Source organism: Spongiactinospora sp. TRM90649, from assembly GCF_029382225.1.
Taxonomy (GTDB): domain Bacteria; phylum Actinomycetota; class Actinomycetes; order Streptosporangiales; family Streptosporangiaceae; genus Spongiactinospora.
Genome location: NZ_JARLTC010000017.1, coordinates 56,954 through 81,583, shown reverse-complemented (window position 1 = coordinate 81,583; position 24,630 = coordinate 56,954). Strand labels below are relative to the sequence as shown.

The window sequence follows — 24,630 nt, the reverse complement described above, 5'->3', positions numbered from 1 at the left end:
CAAGAAGACGTCAAGAACGCGCCGTATCCGCAAATGGCCCTATATCGTCCTGGCTGCTCCCGTGACGGGAGCTGATCGTCCACGTGCGACCGATGGGAGGCCGACATGCGACCAGGATCCGCCGACCGGTCCATCCAGCAGCGGCCCGGCCCAGCCTGCCGCATGAAGACACAGCGGCCAGCCCCGTGGCCATCGATGCGAACCGGACGATCGGCGTGCTGAACGCCCTGGTCGGACGGCGTCCGGCCCGAGCCGTCGCGATCGGCTTCGGTGCCGCCGTACTGCTCGGCACGGGGCTGCTCGCGCTTCCCATCGCCACCTCTGAAGGGGAATCAGCGGGCTGGCTGACCGCTCTGTTCACCGCGACCTCGGCCGTCTGCGTGACCGGGCTGGCGACCGTGGACACCGGCTCGCACTGGTCGGTGTTCGGCCAGTTGGTGATCACCGCGCTGATCCAGGCGGGCGGGCTGGGCATCATGACCCTGGCCACGCTGATCACTCTGGCCCTCTCCGGCCGGCTCAGACTGCACTTCCGGCTGTCGGCCCAGGCCGAGGCCAAGACCTCCAGCGCCGACGGCCTGGGCCGCACTGTGCGCAAGGTCGTGCTGTTCAGCCTCACCTGTGAGGCGTTACTGGCCGTCGTTCTGACCGGCCGGTTCATCCTCGGGTACGGTGAGTCGCCCGGCCGGGCCGCCTATCTCGGGGTCTTCCACGCGGTCTCGGCGTTCAACAACGCCGGATTCGCTTTGTGGCCGGACAGCCTGGTCAGGTTCGTCGCCGACCCCTGGATCTGTCTGTCCGTGGCGTCCGCCGTCATCGTGGGCGGGCTGGGCTTTCCCGTGGTATTCGAATTGTTGCGCTCCTGGCGGCGGCCGCGGCACTGGACCCTGCTGACACGGCTGACCGTGACCCTCACCGGCATCCTGCTGGTGGCGGGAACGTCGGCCTTCCTGTTCGGTGAATGGAACAACCCCGGCACTCTCGCGCCGCTGGATGACGCGGGCAAGCTCCTGGCCGCCTTCTTCGCCGCCGTGATGCCCAGGACCGCCGGTTTCAACACGCTGGACGTCTCCCAGATGTCTCCCTCCAGTTGGCTGGTCACCGACGTGTTGATGTTCATCGGCGGCGGCACCGCCGGAACCGCGGGCGGGATCAAGGTCACCACGCTCGGTGTGCTGTTCTTCATGGCCTGGGCCGAGTTGCGTGGGCGGCCTCGGGTGGACATCGCCCACCGCTCGCTGGGCGCGGCGACTCAGCGGCAGGCCGTCGCGATCACCATGTTCAGTGCCGGGCTGGTCGCCGTGTCCACGTTCATCCTGGTCGGGCTCACCCCGCACAGTCTGGACGCAGTACTGTTCGAGGCCGTCTCGGCGTTCGCGACCGTCGGCTTGTCCACCGGGATCACGGCGGACTTGCCCACCGCGGGCCACCTGCTGCTGACGTTGCTGATGTTCACGGGCAGAGTCGGCCCGCTCACCCTGGGGACCGCACTCGCTCTCAGAGAGCGGGGCCGTCGCATCGAGTATCCCGAACAGTCAATGATCGTCGGTTGAGAACGCCGCGAGCCGAGTCCGAGCGCTCGCCTTGTCGTTCAACCTCTGGTACGCGCACGTGCCCTGATCGGGCGATTGAAGCTGGAGGCCCTGTCCTGTGGTGAGCTGAACGTTTGCAGGGCTCGCCGGTGGCTGGGACACGGCCGACGTCGTGGCGTGAGGCCCGGCGGTCGGCGGAGCCGGGCCATCGTCCGGCATCGGGCCGGGTGGGTTTGGAATGCGGCATCAGCTCGTTGGCCCGGCCACCTGCGCGGTGCTCAGCCCTTGATGAAGCGGCGGGTCATATACCGGCGGACCGGTGGCAGGGAGGCCAGGCGCAGCGGGAGCAGGCTCAGCCACAGCAGCAGCGGGTTGGCGGGGGCGTAAACGCCTTTGACGCGCCTGCCGAGCTTCTGCTTTTTGGTCACCTCAGGGCGTAGCGCAGTCTCCCACGCACGCAGTGCCGCGCTGATGTCGTCCGGGTGGGCGGCCAGTTCGGTGCCGAGCAGGTCGGCGCCGCCGACGGCCAGTGAGGAGCCGTACCCGGCGAACAGGGTGACACACCAGGCGGCGTCGCCGAGCAGCACCACCCGGCCGCTGCTCCAATGCGGTGCGACGACCTGGCTGATGGTGTCGAAGTAGACGGAATCGGCCCGCTGGAGGCCGGCGAGGGCTTCGGGGATGACCCAGCCGAGGTCGCCGTAGACGCGTCCCAGCTGGGTGGCGACGTCCTCCTCTGGGCGGGCGTGGCTGGTGCGGTAGCCGAAGAAGGCGACGTTGCGGCCGTCGCCGACGCTGATGACCGCCGCGGTACGGCCGTTGGACGACAGTGTGCCGGTCGCGCCCGGCGCGATGGTCGCGGGCCGATGGTCGAGCATGAAGACGGCGACCTTGTGCTCCAGGTCGAGCAGGAAGTCCTCCTCCGGACCGAACAGCAGGGCGCGGGTGGCCGAGTGCAGGCCGTCGGCGCCGATCAGCAGGTCGCCCTCCTCGATACTGCCGTCGCTCAGGGTGACGCGGACGGCGTGCTCGTCCTGGTCGACGGCGGTGAGGGTGGTGCCGAAGCGGATCTCGGTGTGGGCATGGACCTTCTCGTACAGGACGGCTTCCAGGTCACCGCGCAGGATGGTGATCGAGCGCGGCCCGGTGGTGGCGGCGATGGTGGCACGGTCGAGGGAGAAGCGGCGCGATCCGTCGCTCTTGTGATAGACGAGCTCGGTGGTGTCGAACGCCTTCGCTCGCAGGTCGTCCACGATGCCGAGGCGTTCGGCGGCGTCGTAGCCGATGCCGCCGAAGGTGACGGCGTAGCCGCCGCCGCGCCGCTGCGGGGCACGTTCGACGATGAGGGCGTCCCAGCCGATCTGGCGCAGGCGCAGGGCGGTGGCCAGGCCGGCGATGCCGGCTCCGATGATGATGGCGCGCATGAAAGTCTTCGAGTTCCTTTAGTGGGAGAGCTGGTCGAGCAGCCGCTGTTCGGCGGCGGCGTCCAGCCAGGTGTCGGGGGAAGGCGCGTCCGCGCGGGGTGCCGGGTCGCCTTCGGCCTGGAGCCAGGCCCAGGTGTCGGCGAGGGTCTCGCGCAGCGGGCGCGTGGTGAGTCCTTCGGCCAAGGCCGCGCGGACGTCGGCGTCGTGCATGCCGCTCGGGGCGCTGCCGTCGGGCATGCGCAGTCCGAGCTCCATGCCGAGCGGCAGGCCGTGCCGCAGCAGCAGTTCCCGCGGTGCCCACACCAGTTCGGTGTCGAAGCCGGTGACCTCCAGCGCCGTGGTGAGCAGGTCGCCGAGAGTGATCGCGCCGGGTGGGCCGGTCACGGTGAAGGCCCCGCTCAGGCCGCGTTCAGCCGAGCGCAGCATCCAGGCCGCCAGATCCCGGACGTCGAGATACTGCAGGGGCGTGTCGGCGGGGGCGGGGGCCAGGACCCGTCCGCCCTTCTCCAGGCGGCGCAGCCACCACGGGATGCGTCCGACGTCTTCATAGGGGCCGAGGATCATCCCGGCCCTGGCCAGCAGCGCCCGCTCGCCGAAGGATTCGGTGACGGCGAGCTCACCGCCGCGCTTGGCGGCGGCGTAGTCGGCGTAGTCGGTGCTGCCGGGGTCACCGTCGACCAGGGGCGCGTGCTCGTCGGCGCCGGGCGGCCAGGGCCAGCGGTGCACGCCGCGGCTGGAGACGTATCCGTAGTGTCCTGCGCGATCGGCCAGCAGACGGGCGGACTCTCGCACCACGTTGGGAGCCCAGGCCCAGGTGTCGACGACCGCGTCCCATTCCGCGTTGCCGAGCGCCCGCCGGACGGACTCGGCGTCGGTGCGATCAGCGATCAGCGCGCGCACGCCGGGCGCGGGGGCGCGGCTGAGGCCGCGGTTGAGGGTGCTCACCTCATCGCCGCGCTCCAGCGCGGCCTCCACGATGGCGCGGCCCACGTGGTGGGTGCCGCCGAGAACGAGTATTTTCACCATGCTCCAGGGGTGAGGGGCAGCCACAGGGCTGACGGGTTGCTGCGGTCGTGGAAGATCTCGTGCTCCGAAGAGCGCAGCTCGCGCCCGGTCGCGAGCGGTTCGCCGGTGCCGGGGTTACGGCCGAAGCGCGGGTGAGCCCCGCTGGAGACCTGCAGCCGGATGCGGTGGCCGCCCCGGAAGCGGTGGGCCATCGGCCACAGGTCGATGTCGGCCACACGGATGTCACCGGCCTGGATAGGGCCGGCTTCTTGCAGCCGGACGATGCCGTCGCACACGTTGACCGACCGGCCCCGCGGGTCCACTTCGCAGACCCGGGCGAAGTAGTCGGCGTGCGGGTTGGCCGAGCGCACGTGCAGGCGGACGCGGACCGGGCCGATGGCCTCGACGTCTTCGTCCAAGGGCGCGGTGGTGAAGGTGAGCACGTCGGCTCTGGCCTCGACGCGCTGGTTGTCCTTGGCTCCAGCCGACATGCCGACCTGCGTGCCGCCGACCGTGGGGGTGGGGTCGGCGGGGTCGTAGCGGTAGCGGCTGGGAGAGCTCTGGCAGTCGGGCGGGGTACGGCTGAGCCCGCCGCCCGGGTTCAGGAACCAGGCAGTCGCCTCGTGCGCGGGCGGCCAGGCGGGCACGTCGATCCAGCGGCCCCCGCCGGTGACGAACAGCCGTACGCCCGCAGGCGCCTGCCGTCCGAGCAGGACGGCGTCCAGCATGGCGAGCGCGTCGGCCAGCCCCTCGCGGGTGTAGAGGCCGCGGCCGTGGCTCCACGGGCCGACCAGCAGCCGCACGGTCCGCCCGGCGGCGGACAGAGAGGCGTAGTCGGCCAGCATCCCTGGCAGGAAGAAGTCGTGCCAGCCGCCCTGCAGGTGCACCACCGGCGGCATCCGCACGACGTTGGCGCGGTGGTCGGTGCTCGCCCAGTACGGCTCGCCGGGACCGTGGCGGACCCAGTCCCGGAACCAGGGCACAGGGTGGCCGGTCAGCCCACGATCGGCCTCCTGCAGCGGAAGGGTGAGCGTGGCACGCGACAGCCGCCGCGCCGCGCCGGCCAAGCCGAGCATTTGGCGGATGGTGCTGTAGCCCCCAGTGAACATCCGCTCCACCAACTGCACCCAGCCCAGCGCGTTACCCGTCGCGAACGCCCCACCCGGGTACATGAAGACATCGGCGAAGGAGGACGGCGCGTCTTGAACCAACGCGATCTTCCATTCCGGGATGTCCCGGGCGGCCAGCTCCCACTGCGCGAATCCGAGGTAGCTGGCCCCCCAGGTGGCCAGCTCGCCACCGAACCACGGCTGGGCGCGCAGCCAGCTCAGTGTGCCGTCGCCGTCGGCCGGGTCAATGACGAACCCGTCGAAACGGCCAGCAGACCCGGCGGTGCCGCGCAGGCTCTGATAGAGCACCTGGTAGCCGCGCTCGGCCAGCAGCGCCGGGAGCCGGTCCAGGGCATTGCCCCGGCCGTAGGGGCTGCGCAGCAGCACCAGCGGAGACCCGCGCCGGGTCACCGGGTAGTAGTGCGTGGCCAGCAGCCGCACACCATCGGCGGCCGGGATCTCCACGTCCCGCCGTACCCGCACCCGGTGACGAAGCGCGGGGCGCACGCCGAGCAAACGGCTGAGCAGGGTCATGGCCGGTCAACTCCCGTCAAATGCTGAGGAGACGTCACATCGCCGACCAGGCTTCCCGGCACACCATCGAGCTTCCGGTGGAAGCCCGATGTCAGCAATATACCGACTTTTCAGAAATTTCTGAAGACGTTGGAAGTTCGGTATCCTGCTTCCCCTGAAGGAGGCGAACACGTGGACGACCGGTACGAACAATGGCAGGCGGCGGAACGACTGGCCCTGACGCTGATCGAGGGCGGGCTGCAGCGCATGGCCGCGCGAACCCTGGCGGTCTTCCTGTTCACCGAGCAGGACGGCGTCACCGCCGGTGAGATCGCGACGCGGCTGGAGGCCAGCGCGGGCTCGGTCTCGGGCGCGATCAAGTCCCTGCTGACGGTCGGGCTGATCGAACGCCTGCCGTCGCCCGGCAGCCGCCGCGAGCACTACCGCCTCCGTGACGACGCCTGGGCCACCCTGTTCACCAGCCAGAACGCCGTTATCCAAGCCATGCTCCAGGCCGCGGCCGTCGGGATCGCCGTCACCGCTGAGGACGATCCGGCCCATCAGCGCCTGGCGCGGATGTACGCCTTCTACGAATTCCTCCTCGGCGAACTTCCCGCCCTGCTGCACCGCTGGCACCAGCGGACCGGCTGACCCAGCTCGAGACCGGAGAAGCGGCAGCCCGCCTTCAGCCCGCGAGGAGGAACTCGCGGATCTTCAGGGCGATGCGAGGACAAGCCAGGGCCGAATCAAATCATGCGGCTGTCGGCCCGGCCGTTGGCTGCGGTACGGAGCTCACCAGGTCCAGACGGCATCTCCGGTGGCGGCCTGGGACACCGGCCACAGTCGTTCGCGGGCGGCATGGTCGTAGGCGAAGGCCGGGGCGCGGACCGGGCGGAGAAAGAGATGGGGGTCTCGCGGGTTATCCGCACGCTGAGGAGGACCTCGCACCGGCCGGACCGCTCGCGCCGCCAGCGGTTCCCGGTCACCCTGCCTACCAGCAGATTCTCACCGTTATCCCGACCATGACCTCAAATTGACGGCGCCGGATGCGAGACCAGGGGCCAGCCCTCTCGGCCCACTTGTCGCCGATCCGGTAGCCGAGCGTCGGTCAAGCTTGATCGTCTATCGAGCCAGGCCCAGAGCGCCTGCCGCGACCATCGCAAAAAACCTGCAGCGGCGACTGTAGACATCCGCGAGTGTGGGCGCTAATCTTTCTTACATCGCAAGGGACGGATCGACCGGGTAGCGAGCAGAACAGCACCACGATGAACTGCCCGGACATGGTGGATGAGTCAGAGATGGAGGCAGAAGGTCGGACGTTGACGGGCCAGCGCAGTATCGAGGGGTCCGTCCGTGGACACGCTGCCACCGAGGAAGAGTTCGCAGATAAGAGAAGGGAGGGGTGACGCCATCGGGATCGCCCGCCGCAGGCCGAAAGCGCCGCGCGGGTGCCGCAGTTCCACAGTAAGGAAGGTGGTCTACGGTCACGCACTCGCGATCCCCGCTTCCCCGCCGCGCTGTACGGCGGAAGCGGACAACGATAGGTCGGCCAGATGGCCGGTAGATGGTGTTGAACCTCTTCGGGGCCCCGGCAATATGTGCCGGGGCCCCTGGCCGCGTGATGAAAGGCATGTATGGATCGAACGCATCCAACCGCCGGTGCCCACCCGCACGGGCAGGGATACGGCAGCGCCGATGACAGGTTCGCCGATGAGGATTATCCCGCCTACAGCATGGGCTCGGCTGCGGAGATGCTCGGCGTCACTCCGGCCTTCCTGCGTTCTCTGGGCGCAGCCGGGCTGATCGAGCCGCAACGCTCCGACGGTGGACACCGCCGCTACTCCCGTTACCAGCTCCGCCTGGCCGCCCGCGCCCGCGAACTGGTCGATGCCGGTACGGCGCTGGAAGCCGCCTGCCGCATCCTCATCTTGGAAGACCAGCTCGCCGAAGCGTTGCGCATCAACGCCGCACGCGAGAACCAAGCCCCCGACTGACCTCGGCTTCCCAGGTCGAACCAGCGGCCTGATCTGGTGGCCTGATCTGACGGGGACGCCGATCAGGCCGAACCGGCAGCTCACCCCCGGCGTTGGACATGCGGCGGCAGGGAGTTCACAGCCGAACCGAGGACTTCACCGCTTGGATCGCTTGCTCCACCGAGGGTGTCACCTGGAACTGGGTTTGCAGCCCGGTGATCGATAGCATCCGTTCCAGCCGAGTTGTGGTATTGCACAGCACCAGGGGAGAGTGCTCTGCTCGGCTGTGCTTCAGCAGCAGCACCAGCACACTCAGGCCGGTGGAATCACAGAATGTCAGCTTGCTGAAATCCAGCACCAGTCCGGCCGACGGGGTGGACTGCCACGCCTGTTGGACCTGGCGGCGCATCGCCTCAGCGACCCGGCGGTCCAGCTCCCCGATCGCGCGTGCCACGATGACATCATGGTCAAGACTGATTGACATGGTGAAACGCTCGGTGGAATCGGTACCCTGAGCCATGCACATCCTCCTTACCCCAAAGGGTACAAGGAGCGATTACAGGGCATTCCAAGCTTGATCACATAAGTCCAGCCGAGTACCGAAGTGGGCTGCGATCCGTGTCGTGCTCAGTTCCACGCCGGAGTGAAGGTCACCTATCAGCGGCTCGGGGATGACGCCGGCGTCCAGCCCGGCCGACTCGACGATGCGGGTGAGCGCGTCCTGTTGGGCCGGCGCGAGGGCTGCGCGGCAGGCCTTCACGGACGGCCACCCGCCCGCCTCGCCCAGTACCGTCCAGGGCAGCGGCCACGCGCCGGCCCGCTTCCGAGCCACCCCGCCCCCACGCCGCATGCGGCCCAATGACGCGATCAGGTGTTGCCGGTGAGGGCGGCGGTGCGGTAGTCGCTCGGTGAGCAACCGGTCTCGCGGCGGAACAGGCGGCTGAACTCCGCAGCCCGGGTGAAGCCCCAGCGCCCCGCGATGGAGACGATCGTCACCCGGCATTGGGCGGGGTCGGCCAGGTCGCGTCGGCAGTGGTCCAGGCGGCGGGCCCGCACGTGGGCGCTGACCCCGGCGTGGTGGTGTCGTTGGAAGATCCGGTGCAGGTAGCGCACGGAGATGTGGTGCGCGGCGGCGATGGCCGCGGTGTCGAGGTCCGCGCGGTGCAGGTTCTGCTCGATGAACGACAAGATCCGCAGGTACAGCAGGTGGGCCTGGGAAACCGGCGACGGGGCGTCGGCCTCGAGGTGGTGGGCCAGGACCGCGACGGTGAGATCGATCGCGGTGCGCTCCAGGCGCAGCGCGTCGGCTTCGGTGCAATCGATCCGGTCCTCGGCCAATGTGATCAGGAATTGAGTGAGCAGACGGCCGATACCGCGGGAGGCCGGAAGCGGGACCGCGAGCAGCCGAGTGATCCGAGCCGCTGGCAACGGCAGGAGGGCTTTGGGGAACTGCAGGACCACCGATCGCCCCTTCACGGTGTTGCTGAGGCACGACGCCTCGAACGGCTGGGAACTGTCGTAGACCACCAACTCGCCAGAGCGGACAAGGTTACGCGTTCGGTTCTGCTCGATTCCCTGCAATCCGGTTCGGACGACGGCCATCTGGTAATGCTCGGGGTCTGATTGTCGGATCAACTTAGGTGTCCGGTAAGAGAAGAGCTTGGTATATGACATGGCCGTAATATGTGCCGCACCTAACGATTTCACCTCCAGTTGCGCGGCGAACACAGGCGGTTCCGGGAGGTGAATTCTTGTGGGTATCAACGCGGATGAAGTGACGTGCCGCCACGCCTCCGCACGCTCCTGAACTGGTAGTTCGATGCTGTTGAAGACCGTTTGCATGAGTCCTCCCGGTCCTGCTCCCCTTGCCTGGGAAATGCTGTCATGCCGGGACAGGAGGGCGCTAGTGCGCTCATAGCGCAGAGCTGTGCACAAATTGCACACGACATACGCCCCGGCACGGTCGAGAATCTATTACAAGCCGCAACCGGCCAAGGTCATACGACCAGTTGCCGTACGAGTCGCTGCGCTCTCTGCGATTGTGCGGGGCCTCGGAAGAGAAGCCGGCGACTTTTTCGGTCGCCCGCCCGATGGAAACCTTGCACTCCAATGCCCCGCCTTCGGCCCCCCAATTTCCGAAAGGAAGGCATCCATGCGACTGGCTCGCATCCTGCTCACCCTGGCCACTCTGGCCTCCAGCCTGGCCATATCGGCGGGCCCCCGCAGCGTGGCCGCCGCCGCCTCACCTGACCCGGCCCGACCGTGGGTTGAACCCGGGCTGGCGGACACGCTGGCGGCCGAAGGCCCCGGCGGCACCGTCCGGCTGAACGTGGTGACCAAAACCCGCGCCGACCTCCCCGCCGCGGCAACCGCGGCCGGCGAGGTGCTGGAGAGCTACACGTCGTTTCCCGTGATCACTCTGCGGGCCGACCGGGCCGCCCTGGACAGGTTGAGGCGCCTGCCGGGGGTGGTCAGCATCTCCGAGGACGGCTCCGCCTCTGCGGAGCTTGAGGAGAGCACCGCGCTCATCGGCGCGGATCGCACCCGTGCCGCCGGTCACACCGGCGCCGGCACCACGGTTGCCATCCTGGACTCGGGGGTGGACGTCCGGCACCCCTTCCTGTGGCCCCGGGTCACCGGCCAGGCGTGCTTCTCCACCAACGACGGCGACCACACCAGCCTGTGCCCGAACGGCAGCGAACGGCAGATCGGGGCAGGCTCCGCCGACGTCGGGAACCCGGAGGCCCCCTGCGCCCAGGACGAGAAGCTGGACTGCGGTCACGGTACCCACGTGGCCGGCATCGCCGCAGGCAAGAACGACGATGCCCGAGGCGACGCCAAGGCCGGCGTCGCCCCTGGGGCGGAAATCCTCGCGATCCAGGTCTTCAGCAGAAGCAATTCCGACGAAGTCTGCGGAGACGACCCTGTGCCCTGCATCAGAACCGTCACCAGCGACCAACTGAAAGCGCTGGATTGGATTCACACCTCATGGACAAGTGGAGATGGGCCGTTAGCGGCGGTGAATCTCAGCGTGGGCGACTCGAAAAGACACCCCACGCCCTGCGGCGGTGATCCCCGCAAGGTGGCCATCGACCTCCTGCGCCAGGACGGGGTGGCCACCGTCATCTCGGCCGGCAACGACGAGTTCGATAACGGCGTCAGTTCCCCTGCCTGCATCTCCTCGGCCGTCACCGTGGGCAGCACCACTGACGCGGATGAGGTCTCCGACTTCAGCAACCGCGGCCCGCTGCTGGACGTCTTGGCCCCCGGCAGCGACATCGTCTCCTCGGTCCCCAGTACCACGGACGACAAAGGCGGCCGCACCGACAGCCGGGAAGTCATGGAGGGGACTTCCATGGCGGCCCCGCACGTCACCGGTGCCTTCGCCGTGCTGCGCCAGGTCTTTCCGGCCGCCACTGTCGGGGAACTCGAAGCAAAGATCAAAAACTCCGGTTGGCCCATCTACTACCAAAGCGCCGGCACCACCATCACCACGCCACGGTTACAACTCGACGCCGCCGTCGGCATGCCCACACCGGCGAGATCTCACGCCGACTTCGACCTCGACGGCATAGCCGACATCCTGGCCCGCGCGGCGAACGGCGACCTCTATCTGTATCCCGGCACCGGAGCGCCCGGCTTCAAGCCCCGCTATCGCGTAGGTACCGGGTTCGGCGGCATCAACGCCCTGGTCGCGGCCGATTTCACCTTGGACGGAAAAACGGACCTGCTCGCTCGCAGGACGGCCACGGGAGAGCTGGTGCTCTACCCTCACAACGGCAACCCCGCCGCTCCCTTCACCGGCAACGGAACCGTCGTCGGCACCGGCTTCGGCGCCATGAACGCCCTGGTCGCAGGCGACTTCGACCTTGACGGCAAGATGGATCTGATCGCGCGCACGGCTGCGGGAGAGCTCCTGCTGTACGACCACAGCGGCAACCCCGCCGCTCCCTTCACCGGCAACGGAACCGTCGTCGGCACCGGTTTCGACACCATGAACGCCCTGGTCGCAGGTGACTTCACCAACGACCGTAAACCCGACCTGATCACCCGCAGAACCAGCAACGGAGACCTCCTGCTGTTCCGCCACACCGGCGACCCCGCCTCCCCCGTGCAACGCGCAGGAACCCCCATCTCCTTCGGCTTCGGCACCATGAACGCCTTCCTCGCAAGCGACTTCAACGACGACGGCCGAACGGACCTGATCACCCGCAAGACGGGCACGGGAGAGCTGCTGCTCTACGCCAACACCGCCAGACCCGCCTACCCCCTCCCTCTCCCCGAGACCGCAACCGTGATCGGCACCGGCTGGAACGATCTGCTTCTCGGCTGAACTCGCCCAGGTGACCGCGCCGGGCCGGTTGCGGCCGTTGGCGGCTGACGGTCGAGCTGATCACGTGACGGACGGGCCGGCGACCTCCATCGCCCGGCCCGTGCCCACTTCGAGCGGCGATGGTCACCGGCGTAGGTTACGCTCGGCCGGTTTCCGGGCGGCGAGGCGCACCTGCGCCCTGGGTAGTCATGTCGGCCGGGTCCGCCGGGCACGCCGCCGTGGAGTGCCCGGTCGGCGCCCGCTCGCCAGCAGCTTGAGATTCGGCATCGCCTCGCGAACGGCACCGGCAATGACCAAACCCAGGCATACGCTGCCGAAATGGAACACGTCCCTACCGGTATTCAGACGACCCACCCGACGAATACCCACAGGCCGTGATGAACGCCCCGATCGGCGAGGTAACCGCCATCAACGTGTGATCGACGGTAAGGACTGCACCGTCGGGATCCAGCCGACCCACCGGCTCACCCCTGACGAAATCAAGACCGGCTGGCACGAGCTCCGCGCGCCCCTTCAAGACACAAGGCCCAAGATGGCCGAAACGGAGCGCCCCTCCCGCCCATCCTGACCAGCCACCGAACCCCGAGAGCCACACGAGCGCTCGACGCCCCGTAGCGGCCCGATCGCGGTCCGTGAGAGAGGCTAAATGTAGCCTTTTCCTTACGTACTCTGAACAGTTCATAGCGCCAGTGCGCATTCGACCGCTGCGGCGACTCCGAGTTCCGGCGCGTCCGCTACACGCTGACCGTGTTGGTCGTGCTCCTGATCACCTCCGCGGGACCACTCCGCAGCAGTGCGGCCCGTACAGGTGAATTATGCAACCGATTGATCGATTGACCTCGCCACACCGGCGCGTGATGATGCCGGAAACAGCCCAGTGACCGAACGGCGACCACGAGGATCCTCATGTCCGTAGCTGGGAATGGATGGAACGCCGCTTCGACTGCGCCCGCTCCCGGCCAATCAGCACGGTACGCGGCCTTCATCTCCTACAGCCACAGCGCCGATCGTATCCTCGCGCCAGCGCTACGCGACGCCCTTCATCGCCTGGCCCGGCCCTGGTATCGTCAGCGGGCCCTGCGGATCTTTCTCGATGAGAACAGCCTCTCCGCCAATCCTGGCCTGTGGTCATCTATCGAGAATGCGCTGGATTCATCGGAATTCCTCATCCTGTTAGCGTCGCCGGAGGCTGCTGCGTCGCCTTGGGTCGACCGGGAGGTACGGCGCTGGCTCACCCTTCGGTCCGCGCAGACGTTGCTGATCGCACAGACCGGTGGAGAGATCGTCTGGGACACCGCGTGTGGCAACTTCGACCCGACCGCGACGACCGCATTGCCGCCTGCCGCGTACGGGAGGTTTCCCGAGGAGCCGCGCTGGATTGACCTTCGCGGTTTGGCAGACCGGGAGGACTACTCACTACGACTGCCGGTTTTCCGCGAGGCCGTCGCGGAGTTGGCCGCGCCGCTGCACCGCGTCGATAAGGACGAGATCGTTGGCGAAGACATTAGCCAGCACCGCCGGACAATGCGTTTGGTCCGCGTCGCGGTGGCCGTGCTGGTGACGCTGACATTGCTGGCCGTCACAGGGGCGGTGGCCGCCGTCCGGCAGGCCGGCATCGCTGACGCGCAGCGTGCCGTAGCCGAAGACCGCCAGCGCCTGGCGACCAGCCGCCAGCTCGCTACGCAGGCGGACAAGTTGCGCGTTACCGATCCTGCCGTGGCGATGCAGCTCGCCTTGGCCGCGTACCGCACGGTGCCGACGGTAGAGGCCCGCAGCAGTTTGCTCAGCTCATTTGCCCGACCGTATGACACCAGGGTGCCCGGCAGTCCGCACGGCACCCCTATTACGGCGGTGGACCGCACCGGACGCTTCGTTGCCACCGTCAATGACGAGGGCGGCTTGACGATGGTTGACATGCGGCACGTCCCTCATCCGGCGGCGGCCGTCGGACGGTTCGCGGTCCAGACAAAGGTCAGCAGCGCCGCCTTCAGTCCCGTTGCGGACATCTTGGCCACTGGCGCCTACGACGAGACGGTGCGACTATGGCGACTCGATCTTGGGTCCGGCAAACTGAGGCCGCTCGGTGAGCCGCTCCCCGCCGTCCGCGGTCAAGGTTTGGTGGCATTCTCCGCCGACGGGCGTCTCCTGGTCGTCGGCGTCGGGGGTGGTCTGCGAGTCTGGGACGTCGCCGAGCCCGGTAAGCCGACCCGGCGGGGCGCGGTCGACGACACCGGCCAGCGATTCGTCATGGGCATGGCCTTTCAGCCCGGCGGGATGCTGCTGGCCACCGGCGGCCTGGACGGTTCGGTGAGGCTGTGGGACCTTTCCGACGCGAAGTCGCCCAAGGCGATCGGTGTCGCGCTGCGGGGTCATGCCAAGACAGCTTGGGCGATCAAGTTCTCTGCGGATGGGACGACGTTGGCAAGCGGTGGTCATGACACTGTCAGGTTGTGGGACGTGAGTGATCCGGCCAAGGCCAAGGTCAAGACCAAGGGCGACCCGCCAAGGTTCCCGAGCACCGTGACCGCCGTGGCCTTCAACCGCACCGGTTCGCAGATCGCGGTGGCATGTGAGGACGGCACGGTCTCGCTGTGGTTGACCGCCGACGCTGAGAGTGCGATCCTGCGGCTGCGTCATCCCGCTGGTGTGATGAGCACCTGGTTCGGCCAGGGCTATCTCGGCTCCATCACCTCCGACGGCGCTCTTCGCAAGTGGCCGTTGCCCCATCCGGCGCTCGTCGCGCACGGCGGCACGATCAAAGACGTGGTGTTCGCGGCCGACGGCCGGACGGTCCTCGCTGCGGACAGCTCGGGCACCGTCGGGGTGTGGAACACCGCCAACCCGCTGCGGCCGGCCCCGAAGATACAAGCCGTACGTGCACACGCGTCATCACTGACGCGAGCGTCGCTTGTCACGGCAGCGCGCAGGATGCTGCTCTCCGTGGACGAGGAAGGGATCATGGCTACCTGGGATCTCGGTGACTTGGCCCGTCCGGCGCTGACCGCCATCACGCGGGCGACTCCCGATGGAAGGCTCGACCAAGCCGCCTTCGCCAGGGACGGGAAGTCGCTGGTCACCGCTTCTGTCAGTGATGTAGGAGGATCCTTACGCCAATGGGCGATCGACGACCGGGGTATTCCGCGTGCGGTGGGAAGGACGCTGACGTTGGCCTCGAGTTTGAGCGCCATGGAAATCGCGCCTGGCATGCCGATGGCGGTGGCCGGCACTCCCGACGGACATCTCAAGGTGTACGGGCTGAACTCGCAGGGACCCGCCGAGGTGGCCGACGTCGCTATCACCGTGCGTAACGCTGTGACCGGAATCGCGTTCGGGCCAGGAGCCGAGACGTTCGCCACGGTGACGGCCGACCAGGTGCTGGAGCTGTGGACCCTGCGCCCCAGCGGGCAAGTGCAGGCGCTGAGCCGGATCTCCACCGGGCACGCCGACGCGGCCACTGGCATCGCCTTCAGCGCGGACGGCACGATGGTGGCCACGACTAGCCGGGACGCGACCATACGGGTGTTCACCGTTACCAACAGGGGTAGAGCCGAACTGTACGCCGTGCTCACCGGCCATGAGGAGTCCGTCGAGTCAGTCGCCTTCCGGCCCGGCGGCGGAGGCTGGCTTTTCACGGGCAGCTCCGATCAGACCATTCGGATGTGGCCCCTGTCGGTGGCCGTCGCAGCCGGATCGATATGCGCCTCCGCCGGTGCGCCGCTGAGCGGTGAGGAGTGGCAGCGGTACACGGGCGACGTGCCACAGGTGCCGCTGTGCGGATCGGGCCACTCGCCCTCGGTCTCCGACGTCAACCCCTCCGTCCCGCCGCGGATCGACCTGCGCGCCTGCCTCGTCGGCCGGTGGCAGGAGGACTTCAGCGTGGAGACGATCCGGCGGACGGGCGGTCCTTTGCTGTCCACCACCACGGGCATACAGCGCGAGTTCACGGCTGACGGCCGAGAGATGGTCGACCTCACCCGGGCGACGGCCACTGTCGGCGTCCAGGGCGAACGCAAGGTATATCGCCTGCGTGGGCAGTACACGATGCGGTATGTGCTCACGGGAAACCGAGCGACGTACACCAGAGTGGAGTCGACCGCCCGCCAGACCTTGACCACCGACGGGCAGTCCACTGAGGAGAGCGCGGTCAACGTGCCGGCAACGGCGAGCGGGACGTTGACGTGCACGAAGGGCAGGCTGACGATAGAGGACGCGCAGCGCGCGGCCGACGGCAGGATCTCCTCGTTCTACCGCATTGAGTTGAGGCGGATCTCGGCAGGACCGTCGGCCCCCCCAGCGCCGTCTGCCGTTTCTTCGCCGGCTGCTTTCACGACGCCGTATGTGACCGGAAGTAAGCTCCTTCAACGCGGTGATTCACTGCCGTGACCGACCGGCCCCGCGGATCCACCTCGGATTTTCGGTGGCAAGCACGGGCGGACCTGACCCGGGGGCTGGACCAAAGCGCACACGGCCCGGAGGAGCAGGAGATCTCATGTGCGTGGCCGATGCAGGACCGGCTGTCTTCGTGAAACCGTGAATCTGCGGACAGTCTGTCCAGCAGGCGTTGGTCCGGCGAGTGCGGTTCGGGTCCGCTGACGTCGCAGAGAGTCTCGGACGGCACCGTACCTGGGGCGATCCCACGCGCCTGTCCGGTGGACCTGTCCGGCGCCGGACAAGTGACCCGGTGCAAGTGGTGCTCAGATGCGGCGGGCAGTCACCGACTTACTACGGCGCTTTCAATCTGGTCTTGCCCGCGCTGTTGCTGAACTTGGGGGGATCGTGCCGCGCAGGATGCGAGCGGTGTGAGCCAGAGCGTCTGGTACGACGCGAAATCCGGACGCTCCATACCGAATGTACGTTCGACCTGGCCGGCCCCATCCTGGAGGCGGGATTGCGCAGCGGCGATGACGTGGTCCAGCGTGTCCCGCTTGATGTGGGCCGCGCCGCACACCTCCGCCCAGCTGGGCAACCGGCCCACCGCGCGGTCGTGTCGTACGGCCCCGTAGGTGACGTCTTGCTCATCGAGCAGGTCGCCGGGATGCTCGCGCGTGCCCTGGGGCCAGACGGGCAGTTCCCGGCCGTCACGTACGGCCTTGACGTGGGCGCGGTCGAAGGAGCAGCGTCTTACGGCCGGGGTTGAGGAGGCGGAGCCCATGGGCCTTGCCGCCGCCCTTGTTGCCCCAGGTCTTGTAGCTGATGCCCAGGATCTCGGCGGTGCCCCACTGCGGTGAGGGGGAGGCTCGAACGTGCGGTGCCGTAGGCGATCGGGAGTTGCGCGCCCGGCGGCTGGCAAGAGCGCCGGGCTCGTAGGGGTCCTTGTCACGGCCAGGGGTGGGTGGCTCAGGCGTAGCGCTGGATGGTCAGCACCCAGTTCTGCACGCCGGCCTCGATGATGGTGCCTCCGGCGTACTGCAGGCGTACCTGGGCGGTGGCGTTGACCACCGGGATGGTCGGCGGGATCTCCGCGATGCGGACCGTGGTGATGCTCTTCCACTCGGTGCCCTGGTTGAGGAGGAGTCGAAGCGGTGGTTGGTGTCGATGGGGTGGGGGTTCTGCCCGCCGAAGGTGATGTCGAGGAAGACCACGCCGTTGTCGCCCTGGATCTTGACCAGGGACTCGGCGGAGAAGGTGGCGACGAACAACGCGCCGAAGCTGGGGGTGCCCTGGCCGACGCTCAGGGGGATGGTGGCGCCGGGCAGGTCGATCCAGGTGCCCGTGGTGGTGGTGGTGAAGCGGTCCGATCCCCAGATGGTGGCGAGTTGGATGGGGGCGGCGTTGCGCACGACGGGGCTGGTGGGGTTGTCCGACACGACGACTCTAAAAGGGAGAGGGGAGTGGAAAAACGGTGATCAGTTCTTATAGCTACGCTTCCCGCCTGCTTTTTTCAAGCCCTTGAAATCAGTCCATCAGCGGAATCTGGTTGTCGCATCGACCCTGGCCACCGCGCGTATCTGCTGTTCGGATAGCCCTCGTACGTCCTCCAAGTAGGCGCCACGTAGATCTGCGCCGACCAGGTCTGTCTTGTCCAGATTGGCGCCGCTCAGGGTGGTGCCCCTCAGGGTGGCGCGCCGCAGGTTCGCCCCGGATGGATCGGCGTGAAAGAGGTAGGCGCGGGCCAGGTAGGCGCCGCTCTCAGGTTCGCATCCGACAGGTCCGCATCCCCCGGGAAGGCGGGCGGGCCGTTTGAGCAGACCGCGCTCGCGTAGCCGATCTAGGATCAGGTTCAGGATGCGGGCGGGGCGCTCATCGGCGGCGCACCGGTCGCGAAACTCGCTGAGCACCGAATGATCGAAGCGGGGATCAGTTCACCGACGCGTGCGATCCGGGGGCTAATCTGGTGGGTCTTCGATCGCGATGATGTGCAGTGGCTCGTCGAAAGCACGGGCTGCGGCCGTCCAGTGGGAGCCGTTCAGCGTGAGCACCGGGCAGACCGAGGTGTCGGCCAGGGCCGCGACGTGGGCGTCGCCCCAGTCGAGCTCCGTTCGCCCGAGCACGGATGCCAGGGCGATGCCGTGTTCGGTCTCGCGCAGCCCGGCCACCGTGATCTGGTCCATGGTGGCGATGCCGAGCAGCAGGTCGGTGGCGTCCTTGGAACCGGCGTCCCGAGCGGCCGCGGCCACGGCGACGACGGACATGACCATCGGCTGGCCCTGCTCATCCCAGCGCGCCACCATCTCCATCACGTTGAGGTCGCCGTGCGCCAGCTCGACCAGGACGCCGGTGTCGAGGATGAGCGGCGGCAGCGTCACTGCGCGGCCTCGCCAGAAAGGCCGGCGAGTTGCTGCGCGACATGCGCCATGCGGCGCTCCACCAGAGCGTGGTCGGCGTTCTTGTGGGCGCGGTCGCGGTGGGCGTGCACGATCGCCCGGAGGCGGCGGTCTTCGCGGACCTTGTCGGCCAGGGCCTGGTTCACGTAGGCGGACAGGGAGCCGGTCTGGGTTCTGGCGTACTCGACCAGCTCATGGTCAAGGGTGACGCTGATGGTGTCTTTCGCGGCCATGCTCGCATCCTAATACCACGGTAAGATCTTTTAATGGTCTCCGGGACGCCCGACACGTCGGGCTCAGGGAAAAGGGCCGTCTCCCAGTGCGTCTTTGGACGCACGTTCTCCGGCGTGATTGGGATGTACTTCCCTGCGGACAGGGGGCCGATCACTCATCAAGGAGAACCATGAGACTCAAGCGCGCACTCACCACGGGGGCTCTGCTCGCCCTTCCCCTGATGGCCGTGTTCGCCGGCCCGGCGATGGCGGCCACCAGCGTGAGCGGCGTCGGCGGCCAGCTCACGATCAACTCGGGAGACGCCGGCGACGAGATCAACATCAGCCTCGAAGGGGGATTCCTGGTCGTCCGGAACTTCAAGGACACCATGAACACGCCCAGCTTCAACTGCCAGCGGCTCGACAGCCGCACCGTCCGCTGCCCCAGCGCCGGGATCTCCAAGATCCAGGTGCAGACACAGGGCGGCGCCGACGTCGTCCGCAACAACACGGCGCTGCCCGCTCGGGCCTTCCTCGGCCCGGAGGGCGATCAGTACTTCGGTGGCAGCGCCCGGGACTTCGTCAACGGCGACGAGGGCAATGACCTCATCGACGGCAACGGCGGCAGCGACATCCTCATCGGCGACAGCGGGGGCTTCGACCAGGTCTTCGGCGGCGCGGGCATCGACCTGTGCGACGCCGAGGCGGAGAACTCCTGCGAGCAGCAAGCCTGAAGAAGCATGTATTGAAGATCAAATACGCCGTGGCCGGTGCGGGCCCGTTCGATGTGCAGCAGGGCGATGCCCGCCGCCCGCGCTGGCCGGCGATTGGGGCCAAGGGCGGCCGTGCGACGCGGGTCGGTCAAGGGCGCGACGATACGACCGCCTTCGGCCGTGGCCGAGGAGGAGGTCGCCGCGTACGGGGCCGGTGCCTCCCTGGAACGGATCGCCGCATCGCGGGGGTCGGCTCGGCCACCGTGCGCCGCCACTTCCCGACCCGCCGGGCGCTGCTGGAGGCGGTCTCTCGGCAGCGGATCGACGCCCTGGCCGCTCGTGCCCGCGAGCTGACGGGCAAGGGGCCGACCTGATCGCGCTGATCGTCGGCATCGTCCTGGCGACGGAGCACCATCCTGACCCGGCCGCCCGCGCGGATCGGCTGTTCCGCCCCCACCGCGCCATAGCCGCCGGGCTATCGGAGCAGGACGGTGGCGAGGCCGAGCAGGGCACAGATGCCGAGGACGCGCAGCATCGGCCACTTCAGCACGAACGTCATGACCAGCGCCGCCACCGTGATCGCCAGGGCGATGAGGTTGAGCGTGCCGGGCTCGGGGACCTGAACGGTGAACGGCCCCCATGCCCAGGTGAAGGTGTCGCCGAACAGGGTGTGCTCGGCGAAGTAGAGGGCCAGGTTGGCGATGACGCCGACGACCGAGGCGGTGATGCCGGTGAGGGCGGCGCTGATCGCCGTGTTGTGGCGCAGCTTCTCCACGTAGGGGGCGCCGAGGAAGATGAACAGGAAGCATGGCACGAACGTCACCCAGGTCGTCAGCAGCGCCCCCAGCAGCGCGCCCGCCCACGGCATCAGCGCGCCGGGGTCGCGGTAGGCGCCGAGGAAGGCGACGAACTGCACCACCATGATGAGCGGTCCCGGGGTGGTCTCGGCCAGCGCGAGTCCGCGGACCATCTCCGCCGGCGTCAGCCAGCCGTAGACCTCTACCGCGCGCTGGGCGACGAAGGCCAGCACCGCGTACGCGCCGCCGAAGGTGACCAGCGCGGTGCCGGAGAAGAACAGCCCTTGGGTGGTGAAGACGCTGCCGGTGCCGAACAGCAGTGCCACCGCGGCCACCGGCACCCACCACACGACAAGCCCGATCGCGAGGATCCTGCCCGCCGAGCGCCATGAGGGCCGGGCGTGGTGCAGGGCGTCGTCGGGGATCAGCGGCGCCGGCCCGCCGTCACCGCCGTGCCCGCCGCCGGGTTTGAAGACGTGCGGAGCCAGCCGGTGAACCAGCCATCCGGCGAGCGCCGCGGCGGCGACCACGACGGGGAAGGACACGGCGAACAGCGCGAGCGCGGCGAAGGCGGCCACGGCCAGGCCGATGAAAATGGGATGGGTGAGCGAGCGCCTGGCGACCCGGATGACGGCCTGGGCCACGATCGCGAGCACGGCCGGTGCGATGCCGGCGAACAGGGCGGTCACCATCGTGGTGTCCTGCCAGATCACGTAGACCGCCGACAGCGCCAGCAGGGCGAGCATGCCGGGCAGCACGAACAGCGTCCCGGCGACCAGGCCGCCGCGGGTGCCGTTGAGCAACCAGCCCACGTAGATCGCGAGCTGCTGCGCTTCCGGGCCGGGCAGCAGCATGCAGTAGTTGAGGGCGTGGTTGAAACGCTGCTGGCCGATCCAGCGTTTCTCCTCCACCAGCGTGCGCTGCATGACGGCGATCTGCCCGGCGGGGCCGCCGAAGGTCTGCAGCGAGATCCCGAACCAGGCGCGGACCGCCTGGCGGAAGGGGATCACGTCCTCGCCGGCACCCGGCTGTGCGGCAGGTGCCCCGCCGCGGCTAGGCACCGCTTCTCTCGGGAGGTCCATCGCTTCTCCGTTCACGCCGGGGGGCGGCCGAGCAGGAACGCCCGCCGGTAGTACTCGTACAGGCCCTCGAAGACCGGTCCGGTGATCTCCAGGACGCGCTCGTCGTCGCAGATCATCGACAGCCCGCGCAGGATCACGTCCACGCCGGGCGCCTCTGGGGCCTCGAAGCGCTCGTCGTCGATGTCGGCCTCGTGCACGATCTCGGCGATCTTCCACAGCACCGGATCGTCCAGCTCGTAGCGGCGCAGGATCGTCTCGAAGCTGCAGTCGCCGCCGTGATGGGACAGCTCGGCTCCGCGCATGTCGAACGGCGTCGCGTCCGCAGGCATCGCTGCGGGGTCGTCGACGAACACGAACTCCGGGGCGGGATCGAGGTGGCGGCGGATCAGCCAGGCACACGCCGCCCGGTCGATGTGCACGCCGGCGCTCGTGGCCCACCTCATCGCACGCCCCCGTTCGCGTCGGCGTCCGCGCTGGTGTCGGCGCTGGTGTCGGCCAGCGCCCGCACCGCGCGCCGCGCCGCCTCCCGCTCGGCGGGCGGGAAGTAGTCGCGCCGGCCGATCCTGCGCAGCTCAGCCCGCAGCCGTTTCGACGCGCGGCTACGCTCGCCCGGCCGCGCCCGGGCCGCCGTCTCGGCCTGCTCCAGCACCGCCCGATACTCGGCGGTCCGTGCGCTCCGCATCTCGGCGGCGATCGCCTTCTCCTGCGCGGCGCTGCCGGCGGCGGCCAGCCACACGGTGGAGCTGCCGCCCATCTCGCCGATCTCCTCGGCGATCCAGTCGATCTGTTCGCGGGTCCGGGCGTCGGCGGGCAGCGCGACCAGCCCGTCACCCAGCCGCGCCACCCCGAGCCGGTCCAGCTTGCGCCAGATCGTGATCCGCAACGTCGACGGCTGGCGCGGGATGCTGGACAGCCCGGGTATTGGGATGGCCGATATCCAGTACCTCCGCGCACACCTGCCTGCCCGATCTTGTCGGCGGCGCCTGGTACCAGACCCGATGGGCTGGTGAAGCGTCGAGCCGACTGGAGAGTCGGCGCAGTGAGGCGTGGACGCCGCATCGGGGCGCCTCAGGCCAATATTGACGTTTTCTTGACGCGTATGCAGGTGGATCGCGGAGTTTGCGACATTAGGGTGCGTTTGTCTTGACGCTTTCTTGATGGAGGACCCCGGTGGCTGAGCTGGACCAGCACGCGGCTGAGCCGCCAAGGCCGGTGCTGCGGCGGTGGCTGCTGAAGGGTCTGCAGCGTCCCGAAGGCCTCGCAACCCACCCCCCGTCCGAGGAGAACCAGGGCCACCAGCACAAGTGGTGGCAGGTGATGTGCCTCACGGGCGTCGACTACTTCTCCACCCTCGGCTATCAGCCGGGGATCGCCGCCTTGGCCGCCGGGGCGCTCAGTCCGGTGGCCACTCTCCTCCTGGTGACCCTGACCTTGTTCGGTGCGTTGCCGACCTATCGGGCGGTGGCCGAGCAGAGCCCGAACGGGCTGGGCTCCTTGTCGATGCTGGAACGGCTGCTGCCGGGCTGGGCAGGCAAGTTCCTGGTGCTGTTCCTGCTCGGGTTCGTGGCCACCGCGTTCATCGTCACCATCACCCTGTCGGCCGCCGACGCCACCGCGCACATCCTGCACAACCCGTTCGTCCCGCACGCGTGGGCGAACTCGCAGGTACCGGTCACCCTGGTGCTGATCGCCGCGCTCGGCGGGGTGTTCCTCGCCGGCTTCAGCGAGGCCATCTCCATCGCCGTCGTCCTGGTCGCCGTCTACCTCCTGCTGAACGTGGTCGTGGTGGGTACCGCCGTGCAGCGCGTGCTCGCTCATCCCGAGCAGGTGATCGGCTGGCAGAACGCGCTCAGCGCCGACTACTCCAGCCCCATCGCGATGGTGGCGGTCGCGTTGTACGTGATGCCGAAGCTCGCTCTCGGCCTGTCCGGCTTCGAGACCGGCGTGGCCGTGATGCCCTTGGTGAAGGGAGACCTCGCCCAGCGCATCAAGGGTGCCCGCAAATTGCTGACCACCGCCGCGCTCATCATGAGCGTCTTTCTCATCACCTCCAGCTTCGCCACCACCGTGCTCATCCCCGCCGAGGAGTTCGCCGAGGGCGGCTCGGCCAACGGCCGCGCCCTGGCCTACCTGGCTCACCTGTACCTGGGCGGCTGGTTCGGCACCGTCTATGACCTGTCCACGATCGCCATCCTGTGGTTCGCCGGCGCCTCCGCCCTGGCCGGGCTGCTCAACATCGTGCCGCGCTACCTGCCGCGCTACGGCATGGCCCCGGACTGGACCCGAGCCAACCGACCCATGGTGCTGGTCTTCACCGGTATCGCCTTCATCATCACGCTGATCTTCCAGGCCGAGGTGGACGCGCAGGGCGGCGCGTACGCCACCGGGGTGCTCGCGCTCATCCTGTCGGCCGCCGTCGCGGTCGCCCTGTCCGCCTGGACCAGAGGTCACAGGAGAGCCGCCGCCTTCTATGGGCTGATCACTCTCATCTTCGGCTACGCCACCGTCGCCAACATCATCGAACGGCCCGACGGTCTCGTGATCGCCCTGCTCTTCGTCCTGGCCATTGTGACGGTTTCGCTCATCTCCCGCGCCACGCGTTCCACCGAGTTGCGCGTCACTCACATCCGCCTGGACGACCACGCCCGCCGCTTCATCAACGAAGCGGGTGAGATCTATCTGATCGCCAACGAACCTCATGGGCGCGACGCCAAGGAATACGTCGACAAGGCTCGCGAGGCGTGGGAACTGCATCGGTTGCGAACGAGCGAGGGCCTGCTCTTCCTGGAGGTCACCATTCCCGACGCCTCCGAGTTCGCCGGTGAGCTGCGCGTCACCGGTGAGGAACGCCATGGCTTCCGCATCCTGCGTATGCAGAGCACCACCGTGGCCAACGCCATCGCCGCGCTGCTGCTGTACCTGCGCGACCAGACCGGCAAGACCCCGCACGTCTACTTCCACTGGGCCGCAGAAGGCAATCCCATTGGTGCCCTGCTGCGATATCTGATCTTCGGTGGCGGGGACATTCCGCCCCTGACCCGGGAAGTCCTCCGTCAGGCCGAACCGAACGCCGACCGCCGTCCGATCGTCCACGTCGGTTGATGGGCACGGCCCTCTCAAGCAGGTCTGGGATCCCGACTCCGCCCGCAGGGCAACCACTTGAGCGGCGTAAG

The 24,630-nt window shown here is 68.4% G+C and carries 20 protein-coding genes; 8 read left to right on the top strand and 12 right to left on the bottom strand.

The annotated features are described in order from the left end of the window. Positions 1-185 precede the first annotated feature (185 nt). Entirely contained in the window at positions 186-1,553 is a 1,368-nt protein-coding gene (locus P3X83_RS21470) for a potassium transporter TrkG (RefSeq protein ID WP_277306945.1), read from the top strand. Between the two features lie 257 nt (positions 1,554-1,810). On the opposite strand, the gene P3X83_RS21465 is transcribed toward P3X83_RS21470, so the two are convergent. From P3X83_RS21465 to P3X83_RS21455, 3 genes are read right to left on the bottom strand one after another with little or no spacing between them, the layout of a single operon-like run. After that, positions 1,811-2,956, bottom strand: a complete 1,146-nt coding sequence (locus P3X83_RS21465; protein WP_277306944.1) for an FAD-dependent monooxygenase — start codon at positions 2,954-2,956, stop codon at positions 1,811-1,813. 18 nt (positions 2,957-2,974) lie between these two features. Beyond that, entirely contained in the window at positions 2,975-3,982 is a 1,008-nt protein-coding gene (locus P3X83_RS21460) for an NAD-dependent epimerase/dehydratase family protein (RefSeq protein ID WP_277306943.1), read from the bottom strand. Beyond that, complete coding sequence (locus tag P3X83_RS21455) at positions 3,976-5,604, bottom strand: CocE/NonD family hydrolase (protein WP_277306942.1); 1,629 nt, start codon at positions 5,602-5,604, stop codon at positions 3,976-3,978. The genes P3X83_RS21460 and P3X83_RS21455 overlap by 7 nt, the downstream gene beginning before the upstream one ends. A 171-nt stretch (positions 5,605-5,775) precedes the next feature. Here P3X83_RS21455 and P3X83_RS21450 point away from each other — a divergent pair, with 171 nt between their 5' ends. Together P3X83_RS21450 and P3X83_RS21445 are read left to right on the top strand one after the other, a co-directional pair. Beyond that, complete coding sequence (locus tag P3X83_RS21450; RefSeq protein WP_277306941.1) at positions 5,776-6,234, top strand: helix-turn-helix domain-containing protein; 459 nt, start codon at positions 5,776-5,778, stop codon at positions 6,232-6,234. Between the two features lie 1,082 nt (positions 6,235-7,316). Further along, positions 7,317-7,577 (top strand): MerR family transcriptional regulator, encoded by a 261-nt coding sequence (locus P3X83_RS21445; RefSeq protein ID WP_277306988.1) that lies wholly within the window; start codon positions 7,317-7,319, stop codon positions 7,575-7,577. Positions 7,578-7,692: 115 nt separating this feature from the next. On the opposite strand, the gene P3X83_RS21440 is transcribed toward P3X83_RS21445, so the two are convergent. Together P3X83_RS21440 and P3X83_RS21435 are read right to left on the bottom strand one after the other, a co-directional pair. After that, on the bottom strand, positions 7,693-8,076 hold the full coding sequence (locus P3X83_RS21440; RefSeq protein WP_277306940.1) for an STAS domain-containing protein: 384 nt from the start codon (positions 8,074-8,076) through the stop codon (positions 7,693-7,695). Positions 8,077-8,423: 347 nt separating this feature from the next. Then, on the bottom strand, positions 8,424-9,398 hold the full coding sequence (locus P3X83_RS21435) for a helix-turn-helix domain-containing protein (RefSeq protein ID WP_277306939.1): 975 nt from the start codon (positions 9,396-9,398) through the stop codon (positions 8,424-8,426). Between the two features lie 310 nt (positions 9,399-9,708). On the opposite strand from P3X83_RS21435, the gene P3X83_RS21430 reads away from it, so the two are divergent. Continuing rightward, the gene (locus P3X83_RS21430) at positions 9,709-11,889 is read left to right on the top strand and encodes a S8 family serine peptidase (RefSeq protein WP_277306938.1); all 2,181 of its coding nucleotides are present in this window, start codon (positions 9,709-9,711) and stop codon (positions 11,887-11,889) included. 906 nt (positions 11,890-12,795) lie between these two features. Next, positions 12,796-16,272 carry a TIR domain-containing protein gene (locus P3X83_RS21425; protein WP_277306937.1) on the top strand — a complete coding sequence of 1,159 codons (3,477 nt, stop codon included), beginning with the start codon at positions 12,796-12,798 and terminating at the stop codon, positions 16,270-16,272. A gap of 328 nt (positions 16,273-16,600) precedes the next feature. On the opposite strand, the gene P3X83_RS21420 is transcribed toward P3X83_RS21425, so the two are convergent. Beyond that, positions 16,601-17,041 (bottom strand): hypothetical protein, encoded by a 441-nt coding sequence (locus tag P3X83_RS21420; protein ID WP_277306936.1) that lies wholly within the window; start codon positions 17,039-17,041, stop codon positions 16,601-16,603. Positions 17,042-17,514: 473 nt separating this feature from the next. Here P3X83_RS21420 and P3X83_RS21415 point away from each other — a divergent pair, with 473 nt between their 5' ends. Next, complete coding sequence (locus P3X83_RS21415) at positions 17,515-17,748, top strand: hypothetical protein (RefSeq protein WP_277306935.1); 234 nt, start codon at positions 17,515-17,517, stop codon at positions 17,746-17,748. A 44-nt stretch (positions 17,749-17,792) separates the two neighbouring features. Here the strand turns inward: P3X83_RS21415 and P3X83_RS21410 are convergent, their stop codons facing one another. Genes P3X83_RS21410 through P3X83_RS21400 form a run of 3 tightly spaced genes read right to left on the bottom strand, consistent with a single transcriptional unit; the run spans position 17,793 to position 18,886 of the window. Beyond that, complete coding sequence (locus P3X83_RS21410; protein WP_277306934.1) at positions 17,793-18,167, bottom strand: pentapeptide repeat-containing protein; 375 nt, start codon at positions 18,165-18,167, stop codon at positions 17,793-17,795. A 48-nt stretch (positions 18,168-18,215) separates the two neighbouring features. Then, positions 18,216-18,635 (bottom strand): hypothetical protein, encoded by a 420-nt coding sequence (locus P3X83_RS21405; protein WP_277306933.1) that lies wholly within the window; start codon positions 18,633-18,635, stop codon positions 18,216-18,218. Then, on the bottom strand, positions 18,632-18,886 hold the full coding sequence (locus tag P3X83_RS21400) for a type II toxin-antitoxin system CcdA family antitoxin (RefSeq protein WP_277306932.1): 255 nt from the start codon (positions 18,884-18,886) through the stop codon (positions 18,632-18,634). Before P3X83_RS21400 ends, P3X83_RS21405 begins: the two co-directional genes overlap by 4 nt. Positions 18,887-19,056: 170 nt before the next feature. On the opposite strand from P3X83_RS21400, the gene P3X83_RS21395 reads away from it, so the two are divergent. Continuing rightward, the gene (locus P3X83_RS21395) at positions 19,057-19,599 is read left to right on the top strand and encodes a hypothetical protein (protein ID WP_277306931.1); all 543 of its coding nucleotides are present in this window, start codon (positions 19,057-19,059) and stop codon (positions 19,597-19,599) included. A gap of 454 nt (positions 19,600-20,053) precedes the next feature. On the opposite strand, the gene chrA is transcribed toward P3X83_RS21395, so the two are convergent. The 3 genes from chrA to P3X83_RS21380 form a co-directional block, all read right to left on the bottom strand. After that, positions 20,054-21,385, bottom strand: coding sequence for a chromate efflux transporter (gene chrA, locus P3X83_RS21390; protein ID WP_277306930.1), 1,332 nt, complete (start codon positions 21,383-21,385; stop codon positions 20,054-20,056). Between the two features lie 83 nt (positions 21,386-21,468). Beyond that, entirely contained in the window at positions 21,469-21,900 is a 432-nt protein-coding gene (locus tag P3X83_RS21385; protein WP_277306929.1) for a chromate resistance protein ChrB domain-containing protein, read from the bottom strand. Continuing rightward, positions 21,897-22,340 (bottom strand): Chromate resistance protein ChrB, encoded by a 444-nt coding sequence (locus tag P3X83_RS21380; RefSeq protein WP_277306928.1) that lies wholly within the window; start codon positions 22,338-22,340, stop codon positions 21,897-21,899. Before P3X83_RS21380 ends, P3X83_RS21385 begins: the two co-directional genes overlap by 4 nt. Before the next feature lie 287 nt (positions 22,341-22,627). On the opposite strand from P3X83_RS21380, the gene P3X83_RS21375 reads away from it, so the two are divergent. Then, complete coding sequence (locus tag P3X83_RS21375) at positions 22,628-24,559, top strand: amino acid transporter (RefSeq protein WP_277306927.1); 1,932 nt, start codon at positions 22,628-22,630, stop codon at positions 24,557-24,559. Positions 24,560-24,630 lie beyond the last annotated feature (71 nt).

What these genes read in the sequence shown, in the direction of transcription:
- P3X83_RS21465 (WP_277306944.1), bottom strand. Translation starts at nt 2,956, where the DNA reads ATGCGCGCCATCATCATCGGAGCCGGCATCGCCGGCCTGGCCACCGCC.
- P3X83_RS21460 (WP_277306943.1), bottom strand. Translation starts at nt 3,982, where the DNA reads ATGGTGAAAATACTCGTTCTCGGCGGCACCCACCACGTGGGCCGCGCC.
- P3X83_RS21455 (WP_277306942.1), bottom strand. Translation starts at nt 5,604, where the DNA reads ATGACCCTGCTCAGCCGTTTGCTCGGCGTGCGCCCCGCGCTTCGTCAC.
- P3X83_RS21445 (WP_277306988.1), top strand. Translation starts at nt 7,317, where the DNA reads ATGGGCTCGGCTGCGGAGATGCTCGGCGTCACTCCGGCCTTCCTGCGT.
- P3X83_RS21440 (WP_277306940.1), bottom strand. Translation starts at nt 8,076, where the DNA reads ATGGCTCAGGGTACCGATTCCACCGAGCGTTTCACCATGTCAATCAGT.
- P3X83_RS21435 (WP_277306939.1), bottom strand. Translation starts at nt 9,398, where the DNA reads ATGCAAACGGTCTTCAACAGCATCGAACTACCAGTTCAGGAGCGTGCG.
- P3X83_RS21430 (WP_277306938.1), top strand. Translation starts at nt 9,709, where the DNA reads ATGCGACTGGCTCGCATCCTGCTCACCCTGGCCACTCTGGCCTCCAGC.
- P3X83_RS21425 (WP_277306937.1), top strand. Translation starts at nt 12,796, where the DNA reads ATGTCCGTAGCTGGGAATGGATGGAACGCCGCTTCGACTGCGCCCGCT.
- P3X83_RS21420 (WP_277306936.1), bottom strand. Translation starts at nt 17,041, where the DNA reads ATGGGCTCCGCCTCCTCAACCCCGGCCGTAAGACGCTGCTCCTTCGAC.
- P3X83_RS21400 (WP_277306932.1), bottom strand. Translation starts at nt 18,886, where the DNA reads ATGGCCGCGAAAGACACCATCAGCGTCACCCTTGACCATGAGCTGGTC.
- P3X83_RS21395 (WP_277306931.1), top strand. Translation starts at nt 19,057, where the DNA reads ATGAGACTCAAGCGCGCACTCACCACGGGGGCTCTGCTCGCCCTTCCC.
- P3X83_RS21385 (WP_277306929.1), bottom strand. Translation starts at nt 21,900, where the DNA reads ATGAGGTGGGCCACGAGCGCCGGCGTGCACATCGACCGGGCGGCGTGT.